This window comes from Bradyrhizobium sp. AZCC 2230 (assembly GCF_036924495.1).
Taxonomy (GTDB): Bacteria; Pseudomonadota; Alphaproteobacteria; order Rhizobiales; family Xanthobacteraceae; genus Bradyrhizobium; species Bradyrhizobium rifense.
In genome coordinates this window covers 8,907,744-8,925,492 of the sequence record NZ_JAZHRS010000001.1, presented here as the reverse complement: position 1 = coordinate 8,925,492, position 17,749 = coordinate 8,907,744, and the positions used below count along the sequence as shown (strand labels likewise).

General features: G+C 58.5%; 19 protein-coding genes, 1 tRNA gene and 1 pseudogene. 8 read left to right on the top strand and 13 right to left on the bottom strand.

All coding sequences use genetic code 11. The features are described 5' to 3' along the window. Nucleotides 1-18: 18 nt before the first annotated feature. The 6 genes from V1280_RS42485 to V1280_RS42460 all read right to left on the bottom strand — a co-directional run bounded on the left by V1280_RS42485 (nucleotide 19) and on the right by V1280_RS42460 (nucleotide 5,068). Entirely contained in the window at nucleotides 19-831 is an 813-nt protein-coding gene (locus V1280_RS42485) for an ABC transporter permease (RefSeq protein WP_334536832.1), read from the bottom strand. Then, entirely contained in the window at nucleotides 828-1,715 is an 888-nt protein-coding gene (locus tag V1280_RS42480) for an ABC transporter permease (RefSeq protein ID WP_334536831.1), read from the bottom strand. Before V1280_RS42480 ends, V1280_RS42485 begins: the two co-directional genes overlap by 4 nt. After that, nucleotides 1,708-2,805: an ABC transporter ATP-binding protein gene (locus tag V1280_RS42475; RefSeq protein WP_334536829.1), complete on the bottom strand. Its 1,098-nt coding sequence runs from the start codon at nucleotides 2,803-2,805 to the stop codon at nucleotides 1,708-1,710. The genes V1280_RS42480 and V1280_RS42475 overlap by 8 nt, the downstream gene beginning before the upstream one ends. A 159-nt stretch (nucleotides 2,806-2,964) precedes the next feature. Continuing rightward, a complete protein-coding gene (locus V1280_RS42470; RefSeq protein ID WP_334536827.1) occupies nucleotides 2,965-3,837 on the bottom strand; it encodes a sugar phosphate isomerase/epimerase family protein in 873 nt (290 codons plus the stop codon). A 52-nt stretch (nucleotides 3,838-3,889) separates the two neighbouring features. Beyond that, complete coding sequence (locus V1280_RS42465; protein ID WP_334536825.1) at nucleotides 3,890-4,270, bottom strand: cupin domain-containing protein; 381 nt, start codon at nucleotides 4,268-4,270, stop codon at nucleotides 3,890-3,892. A gap of 66 nt (nucleotides 4,271-4,336) precedes the next feature. Further along, nucleotides 4,337-5,068 (bottom strand): GntR family transcriptional regulator, encoded by a 732-nt coding sequence (locus tag V1280_RS42460; protein ID WP_334536823.1) that lies wholly within the window; start codon nucleotides 5,066-5,068, stop codon nucleotides 4,337-4,339. A gap of 83 nt (nucleotides 5,069-5,151) precedes the next feature. Between V1280_RS42460 and V1280_RS42455 the strand changes: the two genes are divergently transcribed. The 5 genes and pseudogenes from V1280_RS42455 (at nucleotide 5,152) to V1280_RS42435 (ending at nucleotide 8,746) form a co-directional block, all read left to right on the top strand. Beyond that, nucleotides 5,152-6,339, top strand: a complete 1,188-nt coding sequence (locus tag V1280_RS42455; protein WP_334536821.1) for a Tm-1-like ATP-binding domain-containing protein — start codon at nucleotides 5,152-5,154, stop codon at nucleotides 6,337-6,339. A 5-nt stretch (nucleotides 6,340-6,344) separates the two neighbouring features. After that, on the top strand, nucleotides 6,345-7,181 hold the full coding sequence (locus V1280_RS42450) for a phosphoenolpyruvate hydrolase family protein (protein ID WP_334536819.1): 837 nt from the start codon (nucleotides 6,345-6,347) through the stop codon (nucleotides 7,179-7,181). Nucleotides 7,182-7,366: 185 nt separating this feature from the next. Further along, the gene (locus V1280_RS42445; protein WP_334536818.1) at nucleotides 7,367-7,792 is read left to right on the top strand and encodes an autoinducer binding domain-containing protein; all 426 of its coding nucleotides are present in this window, start codon (nucleotides 7,367-7,369) and stop codon (nucleotides 7,790-7,792) included. Further along, nucleotides 7,789-8,121 (top strand): annotated as a pseudogene (locus V1280_RS42440) (recombinase family protein); the annotation flags it as partial. The gene V1280_RS42445 and the pseudogene V1280_RS42440, both read left to right, overlap by 4 nt. A 310-nt stretch (nucleotides 8,122-8,431) precedes the next feature. Continuing rightward, nucleotides 8,432-8,746 (top strand): hypothetical protein, encoded by a 315-nt coding sequence (locus tag V1280_RS42435; RefSeq protein ID WP_334538667.1) that lies wholly within the window; start codon nucleotides 8,432-8,434, stop codon nucleotides 8,744-8,746. Between the two features lie 186 nt (nucleotides 8,747-8,932). Here V1280_RS42435 and V1280_RS42430 read toward each other — a convergent pair. Further along, nucleotides 8,933-9,019 (bottom strand) — tRNA-OTHER (locus V1280_RS42430). Further along, nucleotides 8,998-9,672 (bottom strand): thiaminase II, encoded by a 675-nt coding sequence (tenA, locus tag V1280_RS42425; RefSeq protein ID WP_334536816.1) that lies wholly within the window; start codon nucleotides 9,670-9,672, stop codon nucleotides 8,998-9,000. Before tenA ends, V1280_RS42430 begins: the two co-directional genes overlap by 22 nt. A gap of 510 nt (nucleotides 9,673-10,182) precedes the next feature. On the opposite strand from tenA, the gene istA reads away from it, so the two are divergent. From istA to V1280_RS42410, 3 genes are all read left to right on the top strand, one after another. Further along, entirely contained in the window at nucleotides 10,183-11,721 is a 1,539-nt protein-coding gene (gene istA, locus V1280_RS42420; protein WP_334538124.1) for an IS21 family transposase, read from the top strand. Between the two features lie 11 nt (nucleotides 11,722-11,732). After that, entirely contained in the window at nucleotides 11,733-12,476 is a 744-nt protein-coding gene (gene istB, locus V1280_RS42415; protein WP_334518610.1) for an IS21-like element helper ATPase IstB, read from the top strand. Between the two features lie 768 nt (nucleotides 12,477-13,244). Beyond that, the gene (locus V1280_RS42410) at nucleotides 13,245-13,505 is read left to right on the top strand and encodes a pyocin activator PrtN family protein (protein ID WP_334536815.1); all 261 of its coding nucleotides are present in this window, start codon (nucleotides 13,245-13,247) and stop codon (nucleotides 13,503-13,505) included. A 652-nt stretch (nucleotides 13,506-14,157) separates the two neighbouring features. Here the strand turns inward: V1280_RS42410 and V1280_RS42405 are convergent. The 5 genes from V1280_RS42405 to V1280_RS42385 are packed head-to-tail and all read right to left on the bottom strand — an operon-like array spanning nucleotide 14,158 to nucleotide 17,739. Continuing rightward, complete coding sequence (locus V1280_RS42405; RefSeq protein WP_334536814.1) at nucleotides 14,158-14,535, bottom strand: RidA family protein; 378 nt, start codon at nucleotides 14,533-14,535, stop codon at nucleotides 14,158-14,160. A gap of 27 nt (nucleotides 14,536-14,562) precedes the next feature. Beyond that, nucleotides 14,563-15,363: an enoyl-CoA hydratase/isomerase family protein gene (locus tag V1280_RS42400; protein WP_334536812.1), complete on the bottom strand. Its 801-nt coding sequence runs from the start codon at nucleotides 15,361-15,363 to the stop codon at nucleotides 14,563-14,565. A gap of 12 nt (nucleotides 15,364-15,375) precedes the next feature. Then, nucleotides 15,376-16,194, bottom strand: a complete 819-nt coding sequence (locus V1280_RS42395) for an ABC transporter permease (RefSeq protein ID WP_334536810.1) — start codon at nucleotides 16,192-16,194, stop codon at nucleotides 15,376-15,378. Beyond that, nucleotides 16,191-16,967: an ABC transporter permease gene (locus tag V1280_RS42390; RefSeq protein WP_334536808.1), complete on the bottom strand. Its 777-nt coding sequence runs from the start codon at nucleotides 16,965-16,967 to the stop codon at nucleotides 16,191-16,193. Before V1280_RS42390 ends, V1280_RS42395 begins: the two co-directional genes overlap by 4 nt. Then, the gene (locus V1280_RS42385; protein ID WP_334536806.1) at nucleotides 16,960-17,739 is read right to left on the bottom strand and encodes an ABC transporter ATP-binding protein; all 780 of its coding nucleotides are present in this window, start codon (nucleotides 17,737-17,739) and stop codon (nucleotides 16,960-16,962) included. Before V1280_RS42385 ends, V1280_RS42390 begins: the two co-directional genes overlap by 8 nt. Between the last annotated feature and the right edge of the window lie 10 nt (nucleotides 17,740-17,749).

The following is a 17,749-nucleotide window of genomic DNA, read 5'->3' as shown; positions in this document are numbered from 1 at the left end:
CGTCCGGAGGGGTTGGGATTACGACACTGATTCCCGGCGGCGCGCCGATGCTCCGGTCAAAACCAAATTGATGCATAGAAGCATGATCGAGATAAGGATGAGCGCTGTGGCCACAGATGCGATGATTGGGTCAAGCTGTTCGTTGATGCCGTCGTAAATCATGCGTGGCACCGTTACGATCTGACGGCTCGCGGTGAACAGAACAACGACTAGCTCATCCCACGAGTGCATGAATGCAAATATTGCTCCTGATACGATACCAGTCTTGATGTTTGGCAGCACAACTCGGATGAGGCTTTGCATTGACGATGCACCGAGACTGCGCGCCGCTCGCTCCAAAGCAGGGTCAAAGCCAGCGAGTGCAGCAGACGTTGTCATGACAACGTAAGGCATTCCCGTGACGGTGTGAGCTAAAATCACGCCCGGCATGGTATCGAAGAGATTTACCTGCACCCAGAGCCGCGAGATGCCCAGCGCGTAAACGATGCTCGGGATTATCATCGGCAATATAAGTAGTGCACGAATAACTATTGAAACCGTGTTCCCCAACCGCCAGCAACCTATCGTGCAGGAAACTCCGAGCAGTACCGCAAATAATGCCGAAGAAAGCCCAATCACCGAACTTTGAAAGAATGCTTGAATCCATACAGGGCTATGGAAAAGCCTCGCGTAATGATCAATGGATAGGTGATCCTTCGGCAACGAAAGGTAGGATTGATCCGTAAGTGAAGCTGGAGGGATAACCAAGATGGGCAGAACGAGGAAGGCCAGCAAGATCCAAGCGATAGGACCGCTAAACGAAATTGAGCGAAGCGAAAGAGCTTTGCTCATAGTGAGGCCCGCCCAAACATGCGTTGGGTACCTATAAGTTTAACTGCAATTCCCCAGATGATTAGGACCGAAACGCCTACCGTGACTGACAACATTGTACCGATCCCCCAGCGTAGCAACTCTACGATTTGAAGACGGACGTACTCTGCGATCATCAATGTTTTTCCGCCGCCCAAAATTGCGGGCGTGATGAAAAAGCCAATCGAGTAGACAAAAACCAACACTCCAGCCGCAGCAACACCAGGAACGCTCAGTGGAAAGAATATTCGCAAGAATACTTGGCTTTTTGACGCGCCGAGACTTTGGGCAGCCATAAGTATGCGTTGGTCAATCTCAAGCATACTCGCGTAAAGTGGCAAAATAGCAAAAGGCAGCATGTAGTGCGTCATGCCAATGACAACACCAACTTCATTCCAAACGAGGTCAAGGGGTCTACTAATCAAGCCCACCCACATCAGGGTTGAATTTATGAAACCCTCGTTTCGAAGAAGAGTTACCCAGGCAAAAGCTCGCACGAGCCCTGATATCCAGAGCGGCAAGAGAACGCACAACAACATAACGCGCCGCTTCGTGGGTCCCGCACGCAATAACACGTAGGAAACAATGTAGCCGAGAACGACGCAGGCCGATGTGCACAACACACAAATACGGAGCGTTGTTGTAACGACGCGATGAATCGATGCTGACGTAATAAGCTGTTCGTAATTCTGAATGCCAATAGTCGGCTCGCTAAAGCTTATCCAGACTACGCGAATAAGAGGATAATAGTAGCAAGCGGCCAAGAACAGCGTTGCAGGTAGAATCAGCCAATAGGCAGACCCATAAGGCACACGTCGACCATAGGGCTCGGCCATCTGAACTAAAGAGGCGACGGTTTCACTCATCAGTCACTCTTTGCGAAGCGGACGCATCCCACGAGACCCAGAGCTCTGCACCTACCGAAGCATCCACGGAGGGTTGCCACGTGGTCATGGTCGTTTGAAGCTCGGGAAGACCGTCAGGCTGAACTGAGACATCAAGCCGAGCGCCGTTAAAGCCGACGTCAGTCACATGTGCTCGAACGCTATTAGCAACGCCGTCGTTGCGAGCGGAGCTAAGAATGATTTTCTCTGGCCGGAGCGAAATCGTGATCTTGTCGCCCGCAATTGGCGTTCGACCTGACGCTGAGCACCCTTCGGTCTGCAAAAAGATCGCGGAGTCACTATAACGATATTTTATTCCGTCAGCGCCGGCCGAGACCACTGTCGCATCAATGAAGTTGCTTGATCCCAGAAAACTTGCGGCAAATCGGCTTTGCGGCTTGTGATAAAGGTCCGCTGGGCTGCCGGTTTGGACAAGGGTACCGTCGCGCAGGATCGCCACACGATCAGACATCGATAGGGCTTCATCTTGATCATGAGTTACGCAAACGAAGGTAACGCCCAACCGATCATGAAGGGCACGCAATTCTTTCTGTAAATCAGTCCTGAGCTTTTTGTCGAGCGCGCTCAGTGGTTCGTCTAACAGGATTAGCTCTGGCGAGAACGCTAAGGCTCGCGCAAGAGCCACTCGCTGTTGCTGCCCACCGGACAGTTGCCTGGGTAGCCGGTCTGCAAGATGACCGAGCTGAACCATATCAAGCGCCGAGCGTACCTTTGCCGCGATTTCAGTTCTCGGATGGCGACGAACCGCCATCGAAAATCCAACGTTGTCGGCAACACTCAAGTGCGGAAACAGAGCATAACCCTGGAACACAATTCCGAAGTTGCGCCGCTCTGGTAGAATCTGATTCAGCACACGACCGCCGAGACTAATGACCCCAGCATCTGGCTCCACAAAACCGGCTATCATCAGCAGAAGCGTTGTCTTGCCGGAACCCGACGGACCCAGAAGAGTGAGAAACTGCCCCTGCTCAACCGTTAGAGAGACGTCATCGAGAGCTTGATGCTTTCCGTAGCGCTTTGAGACTCGCTCAATGACAAGATCTTTGCTCATGAGTCGGCGCTTGCCCGGGGATCAAAGGCCAACTTTTTCTCTTCACCAGCGCGTCCACTCAACAAGTCAAAGCAGCTCATCTCCGAACGGTACTCCCAAAGCACCGAGATAAAGCGCAACGACAAAGCAGAGGAATTGAACGAAAGCATCTCCATCACGTCACTCGATGCCTGGCACGGAGCGGCGGAGAAAATCGATATCTCGCTTGACCAAGTCATTATAGTCGTAGCCTGGCTTCTGCTCGCCGTGCTGCGCCGGATTAAGGCAAATGACAGGAGAAACACCGTCGGCTACAACTTGCCGCGTAATTTCAACGACGGGCCAGCTGGCATCCTCGAGCGCGACATTCCATTTTAGCTTTCGGCCGCTTTCGTCCGCTTGCCCGCCTTTTACGTGATAATATTGAATCAAGTGCTTTAGCTTCTGATAAGTAGGTAAATCTGGATACGAACCGGTAGCCCATTGATTTTGGACATCCCACGTAAGACCGACGCTTTTCTTGCGGTCGAGCCAATCAAAGAAATCTAAAAACTCTCCGGGCTCGGAAAGGAAACAGGCGAAAGCTTCGTTTTCAATTGTGGGGCGGAGTCCGGCGTCCGTCAGGCGATCAATCGCCTCTCGGTAAACATCAATCAGCCAAGGGTACTTGGCGCGAATAAGCTTGATAGAGTCCTGCCCCAGCTCTCGCGACGGCAACTGTGCGGCAATCAACCGAACGTAGGTTGGCTTAAGTATTTTTGCGACCTTGATTATTTCATCGAGCTTGCCGAGGTGCTTTTCTTTGAAGACAGCAAGCCCCTCTTCAATCTTTTCAAAAAAGACGCTGCTGGAGAGGCAGAATACTGAGAGGTTATTCTTTTCAATCTCTTTGCTTGCCTTGGTTGCAGTCAGCACATCAAGGGTTGCGATCTTATGACCAAAAATTGCATCTCGCAGATCAAGCCATTTCAGGCCCCACTCATGATGACGCGCGAGAGCGGTCAGAAAATCTTCACTCGCCATCGAATTGAGCATCGTAAGCTGAGAACGCATAAGAACTATTATCCCTAGTTATAGTGAGACTGTTATTCGTGAGATGTTTGGCTTAGGACTCGCCCTTCCCTTCATGGTTGTCCGTCCGCCGATCCGCAGAAGAAAAAGAGATCACGGCTGTCAGAGGCTGCTTGCTTGTGCATTTAGCCCAGTGACGAACGCCCTTAGGAATTCGTATGACGTCCCCTGGCTTAAGACGAAGCATGTCGTCGCCAAGCTTGTGATCGCATTCTCCCGACACGACGTAGAGCAGCTCCTCGCAGTTTGGATGAGAATGAAGTGGATTTCGGTGCCCCGGAGTAATCGTTACGACCCCGAATGTCTGCTGCGCTCCGGGAGTTTCGGCCTGGCCAATTAGCCAGATTAGCTGACCCCAGTCTGTTGGAGAGGGAGGCGTCGTTGCTGTGGAGCGGACATAGTTTTCTTTTGTCATTTTGAATCCGTAACGAAGTTGTTTGGTGCTTTTCGAAAATCAACTCATCCCAGCGCGCAGGCCGAGCTAGCTGGCTATAATTCGCTTCACGCTTCCGCTCTTCACACCCTCTGATTGCACTGAAAGCATCGACATCACTGAGCGCTGCACGCCAGCGATATGCTGAGTCATCAGAAACGCAGCATGGTCAGCATCTCTCGCCCTCAAGGCGTTCAAGATCGCCGTGCGTTCCGTCGCAGTCCGCTCTGCAACATCCGGCTCTTTGTTCGCAAAGACACGACAAAGCTGAATCTGTCGACTTAGCCGCCCCAGCGTGTTGCTGAGCGTTTCATTGTCTGCCACGCGTGGAAAGGTTTCATGGAATTGTTGATCGAGCGTGGCATAGGCAGCCATGTCGCCGCGACGCAAAGCCGCAACTGCATTGTCTAGGATGTCCTCGATCACATCGATTTGCCCGTCAGTGAGCCGGGGCACAGCAAGTCGTACGGCGAGCCCCTCCAAGTTCTTTCTGACCTCATAGAGGTCATTGATCTGTTTGGGCGCGAGCTCGCGTACGAACGTCCCGCGATAGGGCCTCGTCTCGATGAGACCTTCGTTGGCCAACGTTCCAAGCGCCTCCCGGAAGGGAGTGCGGCTAACCGAGAGCTTTTCAGACAGCGCTCGTTCATCGATTTGCGCACCCGGCGCCAACTCTCGGTTCAAGATCATCTGAACGACCTCGTCGTAGATCCGCTCCCGAAGCGTGACGTTCTTGAAATTCGACAATTTTCCCGCCTTGTAATTGTACTGTAATGCCATTATGCATACTCTGATTATAATTGTATACCAGTATTTTCTTACTGGATATACAAAAATAGAGGCAAGAACCCGGGAGAGTTCGAATGAGGGCTTACGTAATCGGGACGCTCGACACTAAAGCGGTCGAAACCACATACGCGCGGGACACAGTTGCGGCTTCGGGCGCGCCAGTTGCCCTGGTGGACGTAGGAATTAGGTCTAAGGCTTCAGCAGATTTCACAGCGGAAACTATTGCAGCCTTCCATCTGAATGGAGCTGCAGCCGTGCTCGGCGTTGATGACCGCGGCAAAGCGATTGCGGGGATGGCGGAGGCATTAGCTCGTTTTCTTGCGCAGCGGTCCGATGTCGGCGCTGTCCTCGGACTTGGCGGTTCGGGGGGCACGGCTCTTATCACTCAGGCCATGAGGGAGTTGCCCATCGGTGTCCCAAAAATGATGGTGTCGACCGTGGCTTCCGGTGACGTCTCGAGCTACGTGGGGCCGAACGACATTGCCATGATGTATTCGGTGACGGATGTCGCCGGATTGAACGCCATCAGCCGGCAGGTTATCGGCAACGCCGCAAATGCAATTGCAGGAATGGTAAAAAATCCAATTGCCCGACAAGCCGCAGACAAACCCGGCGTTGGAATGACAATGTTTGGCGTCACAACGATGTGCGTCAATTCCGTGCGTGAGTCATTAGAGTCTGAATTTGAATGTTTCGTGTTTCACGCAACTGGTGTCGGCGGTCGCTCAATGGAAAAGTTGGCTGACTCCGGTCTTCTTGCGGGCTTGATTGACATTACCACCACAGAAGTGGCCGACTTTCTTTTCGGAGGCGTTTTCCCCTGCACTAGCGATCGATTTGGTGCCGTGCAGCGCACGAAGCTTCCCTACGTCGGGTCGGTCGGCGCACTTGACATGATAAACTTCGGCGCAATCGATACGGTCCCCAGGCCTTTCAAGTCGCGCAATTTATATGTTCACAATGCCCAAGTGACGCTTATGCGAACGACGGTAGACGAGAACCGTGCAGTTGGCTCTTGGATCGCGTCGCGCTTAAACAAGTGCGAAGGGTTGGTTCGCTTCTTGCTACCACTCGGAGGTATTTCTGCCATAGACGCTCCAGGCAAATCATTTCACGATCCGGATGCTGATAGCGCTTTGTTTTCGGCGATCGAGAAAGACTTCCAAAATACCAAGCGACGCAAACTTATCAAGCTGCCCTACCACATCAACGACCCGCAATTCGCGGCCGCAGTTGTCAGCAACTTCCGGGAGATTTCATAAGTACAATGATTAGGCAGTCAAACAAACGCGACCAGATCTTGACGAGACTTCGAAAGATGATTGCCGAACGTCGTCCAATTGTTGGCGGTGGTGCTGGCACGGGCCTCTCGGCCAAGTGTGAAGAAGCCGGTGGAATCGATCTTATCGTGATCTACAACTCTGGCCGCTATCGCATGGCGGGGCGCGGATCGTTAGCCGGTCTAATGGCTTATGGAAATGCAAACAACATTGTTAAAGAAATGGCGACCGAGGTACTACCGGCGGTAAAACACACGCCAGTTCTCGCGGGCGTCAACGGTACTGATCCCTTTGTGATTCTCGATCATTTTCTGACTGAACTGATTGAGCTCGGGTTCGCCGGAGTTCAGAACTTTCCCACGGTTGGACTTATTGACGGCACCTTCCGCGCGAACCTGGAAGAGACGGGAATGAGTTACCGCCTTGAGGTTGAGATGATTGCAAAGGCCCATGAACGTGGCCTGTTGACAACTCCGTATGTCTTCTCCGCCGAGGATGCGATCGCAATGACTAAGGCTGGGGCAGACATTATCGTATGCCATATGGGGCTTACGACCGGAGGATCCATTGGAGCAGAGACAGCTCGCACCTTGGATGACTGCGTACGCGACGTGGACCAGTGGTCCGCCGCAGCAAAATCAGTCCGCCATGACATTATTATTCTCTGCCACGGAGGTCCCATCTCAGGGCCCGACGATGCCCAGTACGTTCTCCAAAAAGCAAAGCATTGCCATGGCTTTTATGGAGCAAGCTCTATGGAACGCCTTCCCACTGAAGTGGCGTTAACGAACCAAACTCGACGCTTCAAGGAGATTACGTTCTGAACTGCCGGCCCCCAAAAATGCGTGATTGTGCAGAGAACTGTCAGAGCTCAGCCTTCAAACGGTGGAGCTTTTCTCCATGGATCGAGTGTTGAGTTCAACTAGCCGGTACAAGCATGCATCGAATCTTCCAAAGGTTTGTCGACCGACTATCAAGCTCTCCAAGTCCGGATGAACTTCATGAGATCATGGATGAGGTTACGACGGCGCTGGGCCTTTCCTGTTTCGCATATCTTTCGGTGCCGCAGCGCCCAAGCGCCGCGGCGCACCTCATTTCGAACTATCCCTCGGCTTGGACGTCGCAATATTTGAAAAGCCACTACGAGCGCTTCGACCCCGTAATCACTCGGGCGCTCGGTCATCCTGAACCTTTCGAATGGGGTCTCGAAATAGACTCGATGACTCGATCGAAGGCGGAGCGGGAATTATTTGAGGCGGCAGCCAAATTTGGTATTCGCCACGGATTCACGGTTCCAATTCATGATTATCGCGGTCCGGTGGCTGCCGTGACCTTTTCTGCCAACGACCGGCATCATGAATTCGGACCGTCGAACGCGGACGCGTCGCGCTTGGCAAATCTGGCGATGGCAACTCCTACGGCTATGATGTTGTGAAGCAATTCAATGAAAGCGGCGAGCCGATACGTGGCGATCGCACGATTAATTCTGAAGAAGCTGAGGTAGTGCGCCGCATCTTTCGCGACTATGTCGTTGGCAAGTCGGCGAAGCGGATCGCAGTTGAGCTAAATAGGGATGGCATCGCGGCACCCGGCGGCGGCGATTGGGGCTTCAGTACTATCAATGGCAACACCAAGCGTGGCAACGGCATCTTGAACAACGAGATGTATATCGGCCGGATCGTTTGGAATCGACAGCGGTTCATCAAAGATCCCGAAACTGGCAAGCGTCAGGCGCGTCCGAACCCAGCAGCCGAATGGATCATTCAAGAAGTAACAGAGTTGCGCATCGTGGATGACGGGCTCTGGAACGCCGCAAAGGCGCGACAAGCTGCCATAAAGACAAAGCGCGAGGACGATGGCACCGAGGTGCAAAATAGCTTCCGCGACCGCCGCCGCCCGAAATACCTATTCTCGGGGTTGATAAAATGTGCATGCTGCGGTGGCGGATACGCTATGATCTCGGCCGACCTCATGGGCTGTTCGACGGCAAGAAATAAGGGAACCTGCGATATTCGGAGGAGTTCAACGCGAGCAACTGGAGGCACGCGTCCCGAACGCGCTACGATGCCACCTAATGGACCCGGCTCTGTTCAAGGAATTCTGCGAAGAATTCACACGCGAGATGAACCGTCTTCGGATGGAAGGCTCGGCGTCGATCGAGGCGACTCGCTCCGAGATCAAACGGATAGAGCGCGAACTCGATACCCTGCTGAACTTGATCCTCAAAGGTGGCGCTGCAGATAAGATCAACACAAAGATGGTTCAGCTTGAGAGCCGCAGGGCCGAACTCGAGCAAGCATTGGTTGACGCGGAAGAACCGCCCCCCTGCTGCACCCCGAGATGGCAAGTTTCTATCGAGAACAGGTCAGCGCTCTGCATGAGGCGCTGAAGGCTGATACTGAGGCAACCCGGCTGAAAGCCGGAGAGGTTCTGCGTTCTCTTGTGAGGGAGATCATCCTCACTCCCGGGGACGGGGAACTGAAGATCGATGTCCGAGGTGACCTGGCCGGAATCCTGGCGGTCGTTCTCAAGACGAAAACCCCAGCCTCTAGGGCTGGGGTCTCGCAATTTGAGATGGTTGCGGGGATAGGATTTGAACCTATGACCATTCAGGTTATGAGCCTGACGATTGCCAAAGGGCTATTCAACACGCTGGCCCGCGCGCCAGCCCATCTCCCAGAAGTCTGCCTCGAGTCGGGTGGCTTCCTTGAAGATCGCAATCAGCTCTGCCTCGCGGGCCGGCGTGGTGTAGAGATCGGCGAGACACTCCAGGTGCGCCCGCGCTTTCGCCGCGACCTCCTGGTATGGCACGCCGGCATACTCGGCGATCCAAACGCGATAGGGGTTCGTCGCAGCGTCCGCATCGGGTCGCGAGGCAAGCCGCGTTGCGATCTCCGCGTACCCGATCACGCAGGGGGCAAGCGCCACCTTGAGTGCCAGCAGATCGCCGCGCATTCCAGCGTCGAGCACGTAGCGTGTGTAGGCCAGCATCTCGATCGCCGGAGGGGTTTGTTCAAGGTCGCTCCGGGATAGACCCCAACCGGCACAGATCTTCACATGAAGGTTCATCTCGACATCAAGGATTGCCGAGAGGCCGGCTGCTGCTTCACGCATGTCGGCAAGCTTGGGCGATTTGTAGACCGAGAGCGCGTAGGCGCGAGCAAACTCGATGAGGAACAGGTAATCCTGAACGAGGTAGTGACGAAACGCCGCTTCGGGGAGCGAGCCGTCTGCCAATCCGTTCGTGAAGGGATGCTCGGTGTAGGCCCGCCACTCAGCGGATGCTTCTGTCTTTAAACGCTCGAAGAAACTCACGATCTTTTTCGCCTGGCTTGCTTTTTCATGAGCGTCTTTGGCTCGCTACCGATAGTGCATTGCGAACCGGGTGGACGCTGACCTTGACATGCCGCCGCGATCAGCCGGTACGACGGCGGTTCGCTTGCCGTCGGTCGTCGAGACAGACTTGCGTTCCCACGTTATCACACCGCGAATCGCGCAAGGACTCGGGAGCAATTTCATCAGGTTGAGCGATGTCGCAAACGGTACTCGAACCTGTGACCGTCATAAGAATGGCTGCTTTTAGAACAAGACCGCGTTTCCCTCGCTGCAGTAGCTATATGGTTGCTGATTCCGCTCGATGTCGCCCACCTTTCCGGAATGATCTCGCCCACCGTTCCGATTTGATGTCGCCCACCATTCCGAGATGATCTCGCCCACCATTCCGGGATGATGTCGCCCGGGGTGACGAGGCCTCTTCTGGCTCCGATACGGTCCCGCCTTTCGGCTTTGCGAAGGGGGACCTGGATGCCGACGGAGAGGCTTGCGATGCGCCACGTGCGCGAAGTGATCAGATTGAAGTCGGCCGGGATGCCGACCCGCGAGATTGCGCGGCGGTTGGGGACGGCGCCTTCGACGGTGCGGTTGACGATCCGCCGGTTCGAGGCGGCGGGGCTGACCTGGCCGTTGCCAGACGACGTCACCGACACGGTGCTGGAGGCCCGGCTGTTCGCCAGCGCCGGAGCCGGTCCGGGCACCCGGCGGGGCCATCGGCGGCAGGCCGAGCCGGACTGGGCGGCGGTGCATCGCGAGCTCAAGCGCAAGCACGTGACGCTGTCGATTGTGTGGGAGGAGTACATCGCGGGCGAACCCGGCGGGTATCGCTATTCGCGGTTCTGCGAGCTCTACCGGGCCTGGGAAGGCCGGCTGTCGGTGACGATGCGCCAGTCGCATGCGGCCGGCGACAAGCTGTTCGTCGACTATGCCGGCGACGGCGTGCCGGTGGTGATCGACCGGTTCACCGGCGAACGGCGCACCGCGCAGATCTTCGTCGCAGTGCTCGGCGCATCGAGCTTCACCTACGCGCAGGCGACCTGGACGCAGGGCCTCGCCGACTGGATCAGCGGGCACGTCGGCGCCTTCGAGGCGATCGGCGGCGTGCCGGCACTGCTGGTGCCGGACAACACCAAGGTCGCGGTGATCAAGGCCTGCCTCTACGATCCGCAGATCAACCGCAGCTACGCCGATATGGCGGCGCATTACGGCACCGCCATTCTGCCGGCGAGGCCGCGACGGCCACGGGACAAGGCCAAGGTCGAGCAGGCGGTCCTCATGGTCGAGCGCTGGCTGCTCGGACGGCTGCGCCACCGGATCTTCCACAGCCTCGCCGAGGTCAACGCGGCGATCGCCGAGTTAATGACCCGGCTCAACGAGGAGCGGCCGATCCGGCGGCTCGGCGTCACTCGCCGCAAGCTGCTGGAGGAGATCGACCGGCCGGCACTCCAGGCCTTGCCGGAGAGCCCTTACGTGTTCGCTGAGTGGCGGATCTGCCGGGTCAGCATCGATTATCACGTCGAGATCGAGGCGCATTATTACAGCGTTCCGCATCGCTTCGTCCGCGCCGAGGTCGAGGTGCGCTTCACGGCCCGCACCGTCGAGATATTCCACAAGGGTGAGCGGATCGCCGCGCATCAGCGCATGAGCGGCAACCACAAGCACACGACCGTGCCGGAGCACATGGCATCCAGTCATCGGCGCTACGCCGGCTGGACCATCGAGCGCATCCGCAAGGACGCAGCCTCGATCGGGCCGGCGACCGCGGCGCTGTGCGACCTGATCCTCGACGAGCGCGCGCATCCGGAACAGGGCTTCCGCGCCTGTCTCGGCATCATCCGGCTCGCCCGATCCTACGGGCACGAGCGGCTCGATGCCGCCGCCATGCGGGCGATCGATATCGGCGCGCGCACCTACGGCTCGGTCAAATCGATCCTCGCCAACAATCTCGATCGGCGTCCTTCACCCAAGCGCTCCGCGGACGACGCGCCGATCCTTCATCCCAACATCCGCGGGCCGCGCTACTACAATTAGGAGATCTCATCTTGCTTACCCATCCGACCCTCGATCAGCTCCACGCGCTCGGCCTTCACGGCATGGCCAAGGCCTTCGCCGACATCGAAGCCGGCGGCGACGCCGCAAGCCTCGGCCACGCCGAATGGCTCGCGCTCCTGCTCGAACGCGAAGCGTCATTGCGACGCGACAAGCGGCTGTCGAAGCGGCTGCAATACGCCAAGCTGCGCCAGGAGGCCTGCGTCGAAGACATCGACTACCGCACTCCACGCGGCCTCGACCGCAGCCTGCTGACGATGCTGGTCGAAGGCCGCTGGATCGATGACCACGCCAACCTGCTGATCTGCGGGCCCTCCGGCGTCGGCAAAAGCTGGCTCGCCTCAGCGCTCGGCAACAAGGCCTGCCGCGACAATCGCTCCGTGCTCTATCAGCGCGTCCCGCGACTGTTCAGCGATCTGGCCTTGGCGCGCGGTGACGGCCGCCACCCCCGCCTGCTGCGCGCGCTCGGCCGCGTCGATCTCCTCATCCTCGACGACTGGGGCCTCGAGCCGCTCGACGCCGCGGCCCGCCACGACCTCCTGGAGATCCTCGAGGACCGCTACGGCCACCGCTCCACCATCGTCACCAGCCAGCTTCCCGTCGATCAATGGCACGCGCTAATCGGCGACCCCACCTACGCCGACGCCGTTCTCGACCGCCTGGTCCATAACGCCCACCGGATCGATCTCAATGGCGAGAGCCTGCGGCGAACCCGTAAGCCCGGCCGAAAGGCCTGAGCCCGTGGCCCTGTGGACATGCCGCTGCGCTTGGACAACGCGAAGGGCGTTGCCCACATGCCCACAGCAGGAGCAGCAAAAAACAAGTCCTTCGAGCCGCGATTCAAGATTGACCACGCGGCTTCGCCGATGCCAGAAACCAGACAGCCAGAACGCCTCGCGCCCCGGGCGACATCAAATCGGAATGGTGGGCGAGATCATCTCGGAATCCTGGGCGAGATCAAATCGGTACACCCGGGCGAGATCATCGGAATCCGCATATATGGTAGCTAGCGGTCGTTGGCTTCGCGCGAAGACTAGAATAAGTTATTGATTTCGCTGGTACAGTTGGGTGGGCTCGAACCACCGACCTCCTGTTCCACAGGTAAAAGGTTGAGCGGTCGGCCCCTCGTCGATCTGAACTCAATTTCGCTTGCGAACAAGCCGCACCAGTTTCGCACCAGAAACTACCGCCACGATGCTCAACGAACACGGTCGAATCTGACCGAAAGTGCGGGAAAAACAACGGACGCGATCGTTATCCCGCTGCTCATAACGGTCTGGTTACAGGGGCGAGCCCTGCCGGCCCACCATAAAACATTCAAATACTTTTCGGACTGAGAGCGGCCTTACCGGCTACGGCACCTACTTGCCGATACAGAGAGCCGCACGTGCCGAGCGCTCCTTTTACTACGCTAGGCAAGCCAAATTCCGCCGACGATGGAAATAGATCTCACAAGCCGGAAACTTCTCAAGCTAGATAGAATAGCTATCGGTTGAGATCTGGCCTTGAACACTCCATTCCTTTTGATGGCGCAGTACGGTGGCAAGGCCATCATCCCGATTGAAGACGTGTGCCGGGATTACTTCTCACACCTGAATCCCACCAAGCTGGTGCAGAAGATCAGCGCAGGTGAAATAGCGATCCCTCTAGTGCGAATGGAAGCAAGCCAGAAATGCGCTAAAGGCATCCACCTTCTGGACCTAGCCAAATATCTTGATGCGAGAGTCGAAGCCGCCAGAAAAGAAATGGCAGCCTTGACGACCTAGGCGCCGCACCGCCTCTCCTTTTTAGCCCCCCAGGCGAGTTTCTTGAACTCGCTGCGCGCCTACGCTCATGCGCAGGCTAAAGCTCCGAGCAAAAATGATCGCTGCAGAACGTTGCATGCGGTGACGCAGGCGCATGTCACTGCCGCCGCGTTCGGCTACGCCTCGCTACGCTATAGCCGGAGGACAGACGCCCGCCCGCGACAACGCTTGCTCGCGGAGTTCCGAACCAGCAGCAGTACTACATTTGGTACGACATGACCGATCGAGGTGCGGCTTAAGTGCTGATGGTGCTTCACTTTCCGAGATGTCCCGGTCCAATCCATCATCAGCAAGTTTGAGCTAGCTCCAGCAATAAGTGTCCGATCGGAGCCAATCAGAGAAAAGCTCGTCCATAATCCCCTGCCCTCCGCACGTTCAAATCGCGAAGCCGCCCCGCTCCGCCCTCAAGCGGCTTGAGCTTTGCTGTGCAAGATGCGCCCTACGGCTTGCACGGCGACTGGTTTATTGGACAGGCAGTGGGGCGGAGAGAGTGTCAGTCAATCCCCGTTGAAAGAAAACAGACTTTTCGACCTACTTGACCAACACCCACCTGTCCAGTTAGCCAGCAGCAAGAAAACGGCCTTGGCGGATATGCTGACTCGGTCTCGGTGCGTCAGCGCGACGGCACGAATGCCACCGTCTCGATCTCCACGCGCGTGCCGACACCAAGGAGCGACCCGGCTCCGATGGCGGTGCTGGCCGGCGGCTCCTTGGCGTCCATGAATATTTCGACGCGGGCCCGGTTGAAGCCGTCATAGTCGGCTAGGTCGGCCAGAAAGGCCGTGGTCTTCACGATATCCGACAGCGATGCGCCATGTCTGTCCAGTACGCGAGCGATGCGCTCGAATATCCGGCGGGTCTGGAGCTCGATGTTGTCGCGTGCGTCCTCATCGACGCAAAGGCTTCCCGACAAAAACAGCAGATCTCCACTCGGTCCGAGCGGGACGCGGCGGGCCGGCGAAAATCGCGGTCTGTCCTGTGACGTCGACATGAGACTGTACCTTTCCTTTGGTGTCGTTTACTTTTCGGTTGGTGTGGCGGCGGCGGTCGCAAACGCCGGAGGCCGTCGTTCGGCGAAGGCACGGAGCCCCTCTTCCGCATCGGCCGATTGGAGCAATTGCTTCTGCAGCGCGCCTTCGAGGACCAGCCCCTCCTCCAGCGAGCCGTCCAATCCGGACTGAACGGCCCGTTTCGCGGCCCTGACTGCAAGCGGCCCGTTGGCCGCAATGCGCTTGGCCATCGCGAAGGCGGTATCGAGCAGCGCCTCGGCCGCGACCACGCGGTTCACGAGGCCAATCCGCTCGGCGCGCTGCGCATCGATCGGCTCGCCGGTCAGGATCATCTCGAGGGCGCAGCCCATCGGGACAAGCCGCGGAAGCCGCTGGGTGCCACCGCCGCCCGGCAGCACCCCCCACCGCACCTCGGCGAGGCCAAACCGCGAATCCGGCGTACAGACGCGAATGTCGCACGCCATCGCCAGTTCAAGCCCGCCCGCGATGCAATGGCCTTGGATCGCCGCGATGACCGGCTTGGTAATCTCGTCGACCAGCGTCATGCCGCCGAAACTGATGGTGCTGTCCGTACCATGCAGGGCGTGCTCGCGGCGCCACGGCATATACGTCTTCAGATCGCCGCCGGAGCAGAACGCACGGCCACCCGCACCGGTCAGGACGGCGACCAGCAAGCTCGCGTCCGCCTCGAACTCTTTCCAGGCTTCGGCGAGCGCGCGATCGTGCTCGACGTCGAGGGCATTCATGGCGTCGGGCCGGTTGATCGTGACAAGGGCGACGGCGCCCTTCCGTTCGAAATCGATGGACATGATACGTTTCCTCTAGGACCGACCCTGAGGCATCAAGGCCCAGGATTCGAAGGCGGCAAGCGCCGCGTTGATGATGAAGCCGAACGAGCCGACGACCGCCAGCAGGCCGAAGACCTCGGCCGCGTTGAAGTTGCGCTGCGCCATCAGCAGCAGCGCGCCGAGCCCCGGCATCAGTGTCAGCATCTCCGCCAGCAGCGATACGATGATCGCCAGCGGCGCGGCGACGCGCACGCCCGTCAGGATCGACGGCAGCAGCGCCGGCAGGAAAATCTTGGTCACCTGCGCGATCGCACCGAGCTGTAGGGATCGCGCGGCCTCGAGCAGTGTCGGATGCAGCGACCGCACGCCCGAGGTGGTGTTGAGCAGAACCGGCCAGAGCGCCGCAAACACGATCACGAACAGCTTCATCTTTTCATCGACGCCGATGATCAAGGCCGCCACCGGCACGATGGTGGGTGGCGGCAAGGTGCGCAGGAATTCCAGCGTCGGGCCGAGACAACGCGCCAGACCCGGCGAGGCGCCGATCAATCCGCCGATGCCGACGCCCAGTGCCGTGGCAAGGACAAGGGCGGCAGCGACCGACTGGAACGTCATCAGCACCGCGGGAAGAAGATCTTCCGCGCTGGTCCGGTCGATCAGGGCCGCCGCCCATGTCGACGGAGGCGGAAAATAGGGCGAACGCGGATCGCCCAGTATCTGCCAGAGCAACAGCAAGGCGATCAGCGGCAGCAATCCTTGCAGCGCCGACCAAGCGTTGTCCGCCGCATGGAGAACCCAGCGGCGTCCTCTGCCACCGGCGACCACCTGTGCGGGCACGTTGGTTGCCGTCATGATTGCTGAAGCTCCCTAATACCGGGAAACAGCCGCGCGAATGTCAGTCGCAGGCACGCGTTGAGGAGAACGCCGAGCGCACCGGTCGCAACGAGATAGCCGAACATCAGGCCGGGCTGGAGAGCTTCCTGCGCGGTCACCAGCCCCCAGCCGAGCCCGGCCGGATTGCCGACCATCTCGGCGATGACAGCGACGACGAGTGCGAGCCCGAGTGCGACACGGGCGCCGACCATGGTCGATGGCAAGACCGCGGGAAGGATGACCTTGCCGAGCCGCTCTGTTCGCGTCAGATGCAGCGTCGCGGCCGTATCGAGCAGCCTCGGGTGGATCGCCTTTGCCCCGGCGACGGCGTTGACGATGACCGGCCACACGCTCGCGAACACGATCACGGCGATTTCCGTGGTGAAGGTGAAGCCGAACAGCAGGACCGCGACCGGAACGAACGCAACGGCCGGCAAGGGCCGGAGCAGCTCGAGGGACGCGCCGAAGAAGCGATGGACCACGGGCGAAAACGCGAGCGCGAGCCCGATGGCCGCGCCAAGCACGCTTGCAATGGCCCACCCGGCCAGGGCGCATGCGACCGTGTGCACGGAATCGGCGATGATCTGGCCGGAGCGGATCGCCCCATAGAGCGCCTGGCCAATCTCGGTCGGGGGAGGCAGGAATTCGAACCGGGTCGCAGCCGTCCTGACGCCGACTTCCCACGCGAGCAGAAGGACCAGGGCGGTCGCGAACGCCGGTGCGTTGAGCGCACCGCTTAAGCGTCTAAGCATGGATCTCATGGCGAAACGCCTCGTAGAGCTGATGACGCAGCCGCAGATATTCGGGAAGCTCCTTTGTCGCGATCTGGTCGCGCGGCCGCGGCAGGTCGACACTGATGCGTCGGGCGATGTGGGCCGGACTGCCTTTCAGGAGAATGATCGTATCGCTGAGATAGATCGCCTCCTCGATGTCGTGGGTCACAAAGAGCACGGTCGCGCCGGTCTCGGCCTGGACCGCCAGAAGCTGGTCCTGAAGCGAGGCCTTCGTCATGGCGTCGAGCGCGCCGAACGGCTCGTCCATCAACAGAGCGCTCGGCTCCAAGGCAAGCGCCCGGGCGATCTGCACCCGCTGCTGCATGCCGCCCGACAGTCGCCACGGATATTCATCCCTGAAGCGTTCGAGGCCAACCATGCGGATGGCATTCTGAACCTTGTTGTCGAGCTCGGCGTCGCGCAGGCGCCCTTCCACGCCGAGCGCGACGTTTCTCCGCACGGTTCGCCACATCAATAGAGCGTGCCCGTAGTCCTGGAACACCATGGCCATGCCGGGCGCCGGGGAGCGAACCTCGCGTCCCTCGTAGACGGCGCGGCCGGAGCTGTAGGGCGTCAACCCGGCCAGCGTCCGCAGCAGGGTGGTCTTTCCGGTGCCGGAGCCGCCGAGGATCGAGACGAACTCGCCCCGTCTGACCTCGAGATCGAGATCCTCGATGATGCGGCGAACGCCCGGCGCGCCCGGCAGATCGATGCAAAGGCGCTCACACTGAAAACTGGATTGGGTTGTCATGATCGCCGCC

Coding starts and splice junctions, on each gene's coding strand:
- V1280_RS42450 (WP_334536819.1), top strand. CDS start 6,345: ATGATTAGGCAGTCAAACAAACGCGACCAGATCTTGACGAGACTTCGA.
- V1280_RS42385 (WP_334536806.1), bottom strand. CDS start 17,739: ATGACAACCCAATCCAGTTTTCAGTGTGAGCGCCTTTGCATCGATCTG.
- V1280_RS42395 (WP_334536810.1), bottom strand. CDS start 16,194: ATGACGGCAACCAACGTGCCCGCACAGGTGGTCGCCGGTGGCAGAGGA.
- V1280_RS42480 (WP_334536831.1), bottom strand. CDS start 1,715: ATGAGTGAAACCGTCGCCTCTTTAGTTCAGATGGCCGAGCCCTATGGT.
- istA (WP_334538124.1), top strand. CDS start 10,183: ATGCGCCACGTGCGCGAAGTGATCAGATTGAAGTCGGCCGGGATGCCG.
- V1280_RS42435 (WP_334538667.1), top strand. CDS start 8,432: ATGGACCCGGCTCTGTTCAAGGAATTCTGCGAAGAATTCACACGCGAG.
- V1280_RS42485 (WP_334536832.1), bottom strand. CDS start 831: ATGAGCAAAGCTCTTTCGCTTCGCTCAATTTCGTTTAGCGGTCCTATC.
- V1280_RS42460 (WP_334536823.1), bottom strand. CDS start 5,068: ATGGCATTACAGTACAATTACAAGGCGGGAAAATTGTCGAATTTCAAG.
- V1280_RS42475 (WP_334536829.1), bottom strand. CDS start 2,805: ATGAGCAAAGATCTTGTCATTGAGCGAGTCTCAAAGCGCTACGGAAAG.
- V1280_RS42470 (WP_334536827.1), bottom strand. CDS start 3,837: ATGCGTTCTCAGCTTACGATGCTCAATTCGATGGCGAGTGAAGATTTT.
- V1280_RS42455 (WP_334536821.1), top strand. CDS start 5,152: ATGAGGGCTTACGTAATCGGGACGCTCGACACTAAAGCGGTCGAAACC.
- V1280_RS42400 (WP_334536812.1), bottom strand. CDS start 15,363: ATGTCCATCGATTTCGAACGGAAGGGCGCCGTCGCCCTTGTCACGATC.
- V1280_RS42390 (WP_334536808.1), bottom strand. CDS start 16,967: ATGCTTAGACGCTTAAGCGGTGCGCTCAACGCACCGGCGTTCGCGACC.
- V1280_RS42405 (WP_334536814.1), bottom strand. CDS start 14,535: ATGTCGACGTCACAGGACAGACCGCGATTTTCGCCGGCCCGCCGCGTC.
- V1280_RS42445 (WP_334536818.1), top strand. CDS start 7,367: ATGGATGAGGTTACGACGGCGCTGGGCCTTTCCTGTTTCGCATATCTT.
- V1280_RS42465 (WP_334536825.1), bottom strand. CDS start 4,270: ATGACAAAAGAAAACTATGTCCGCTCCACAGCAACGACGCCTCCCTCT.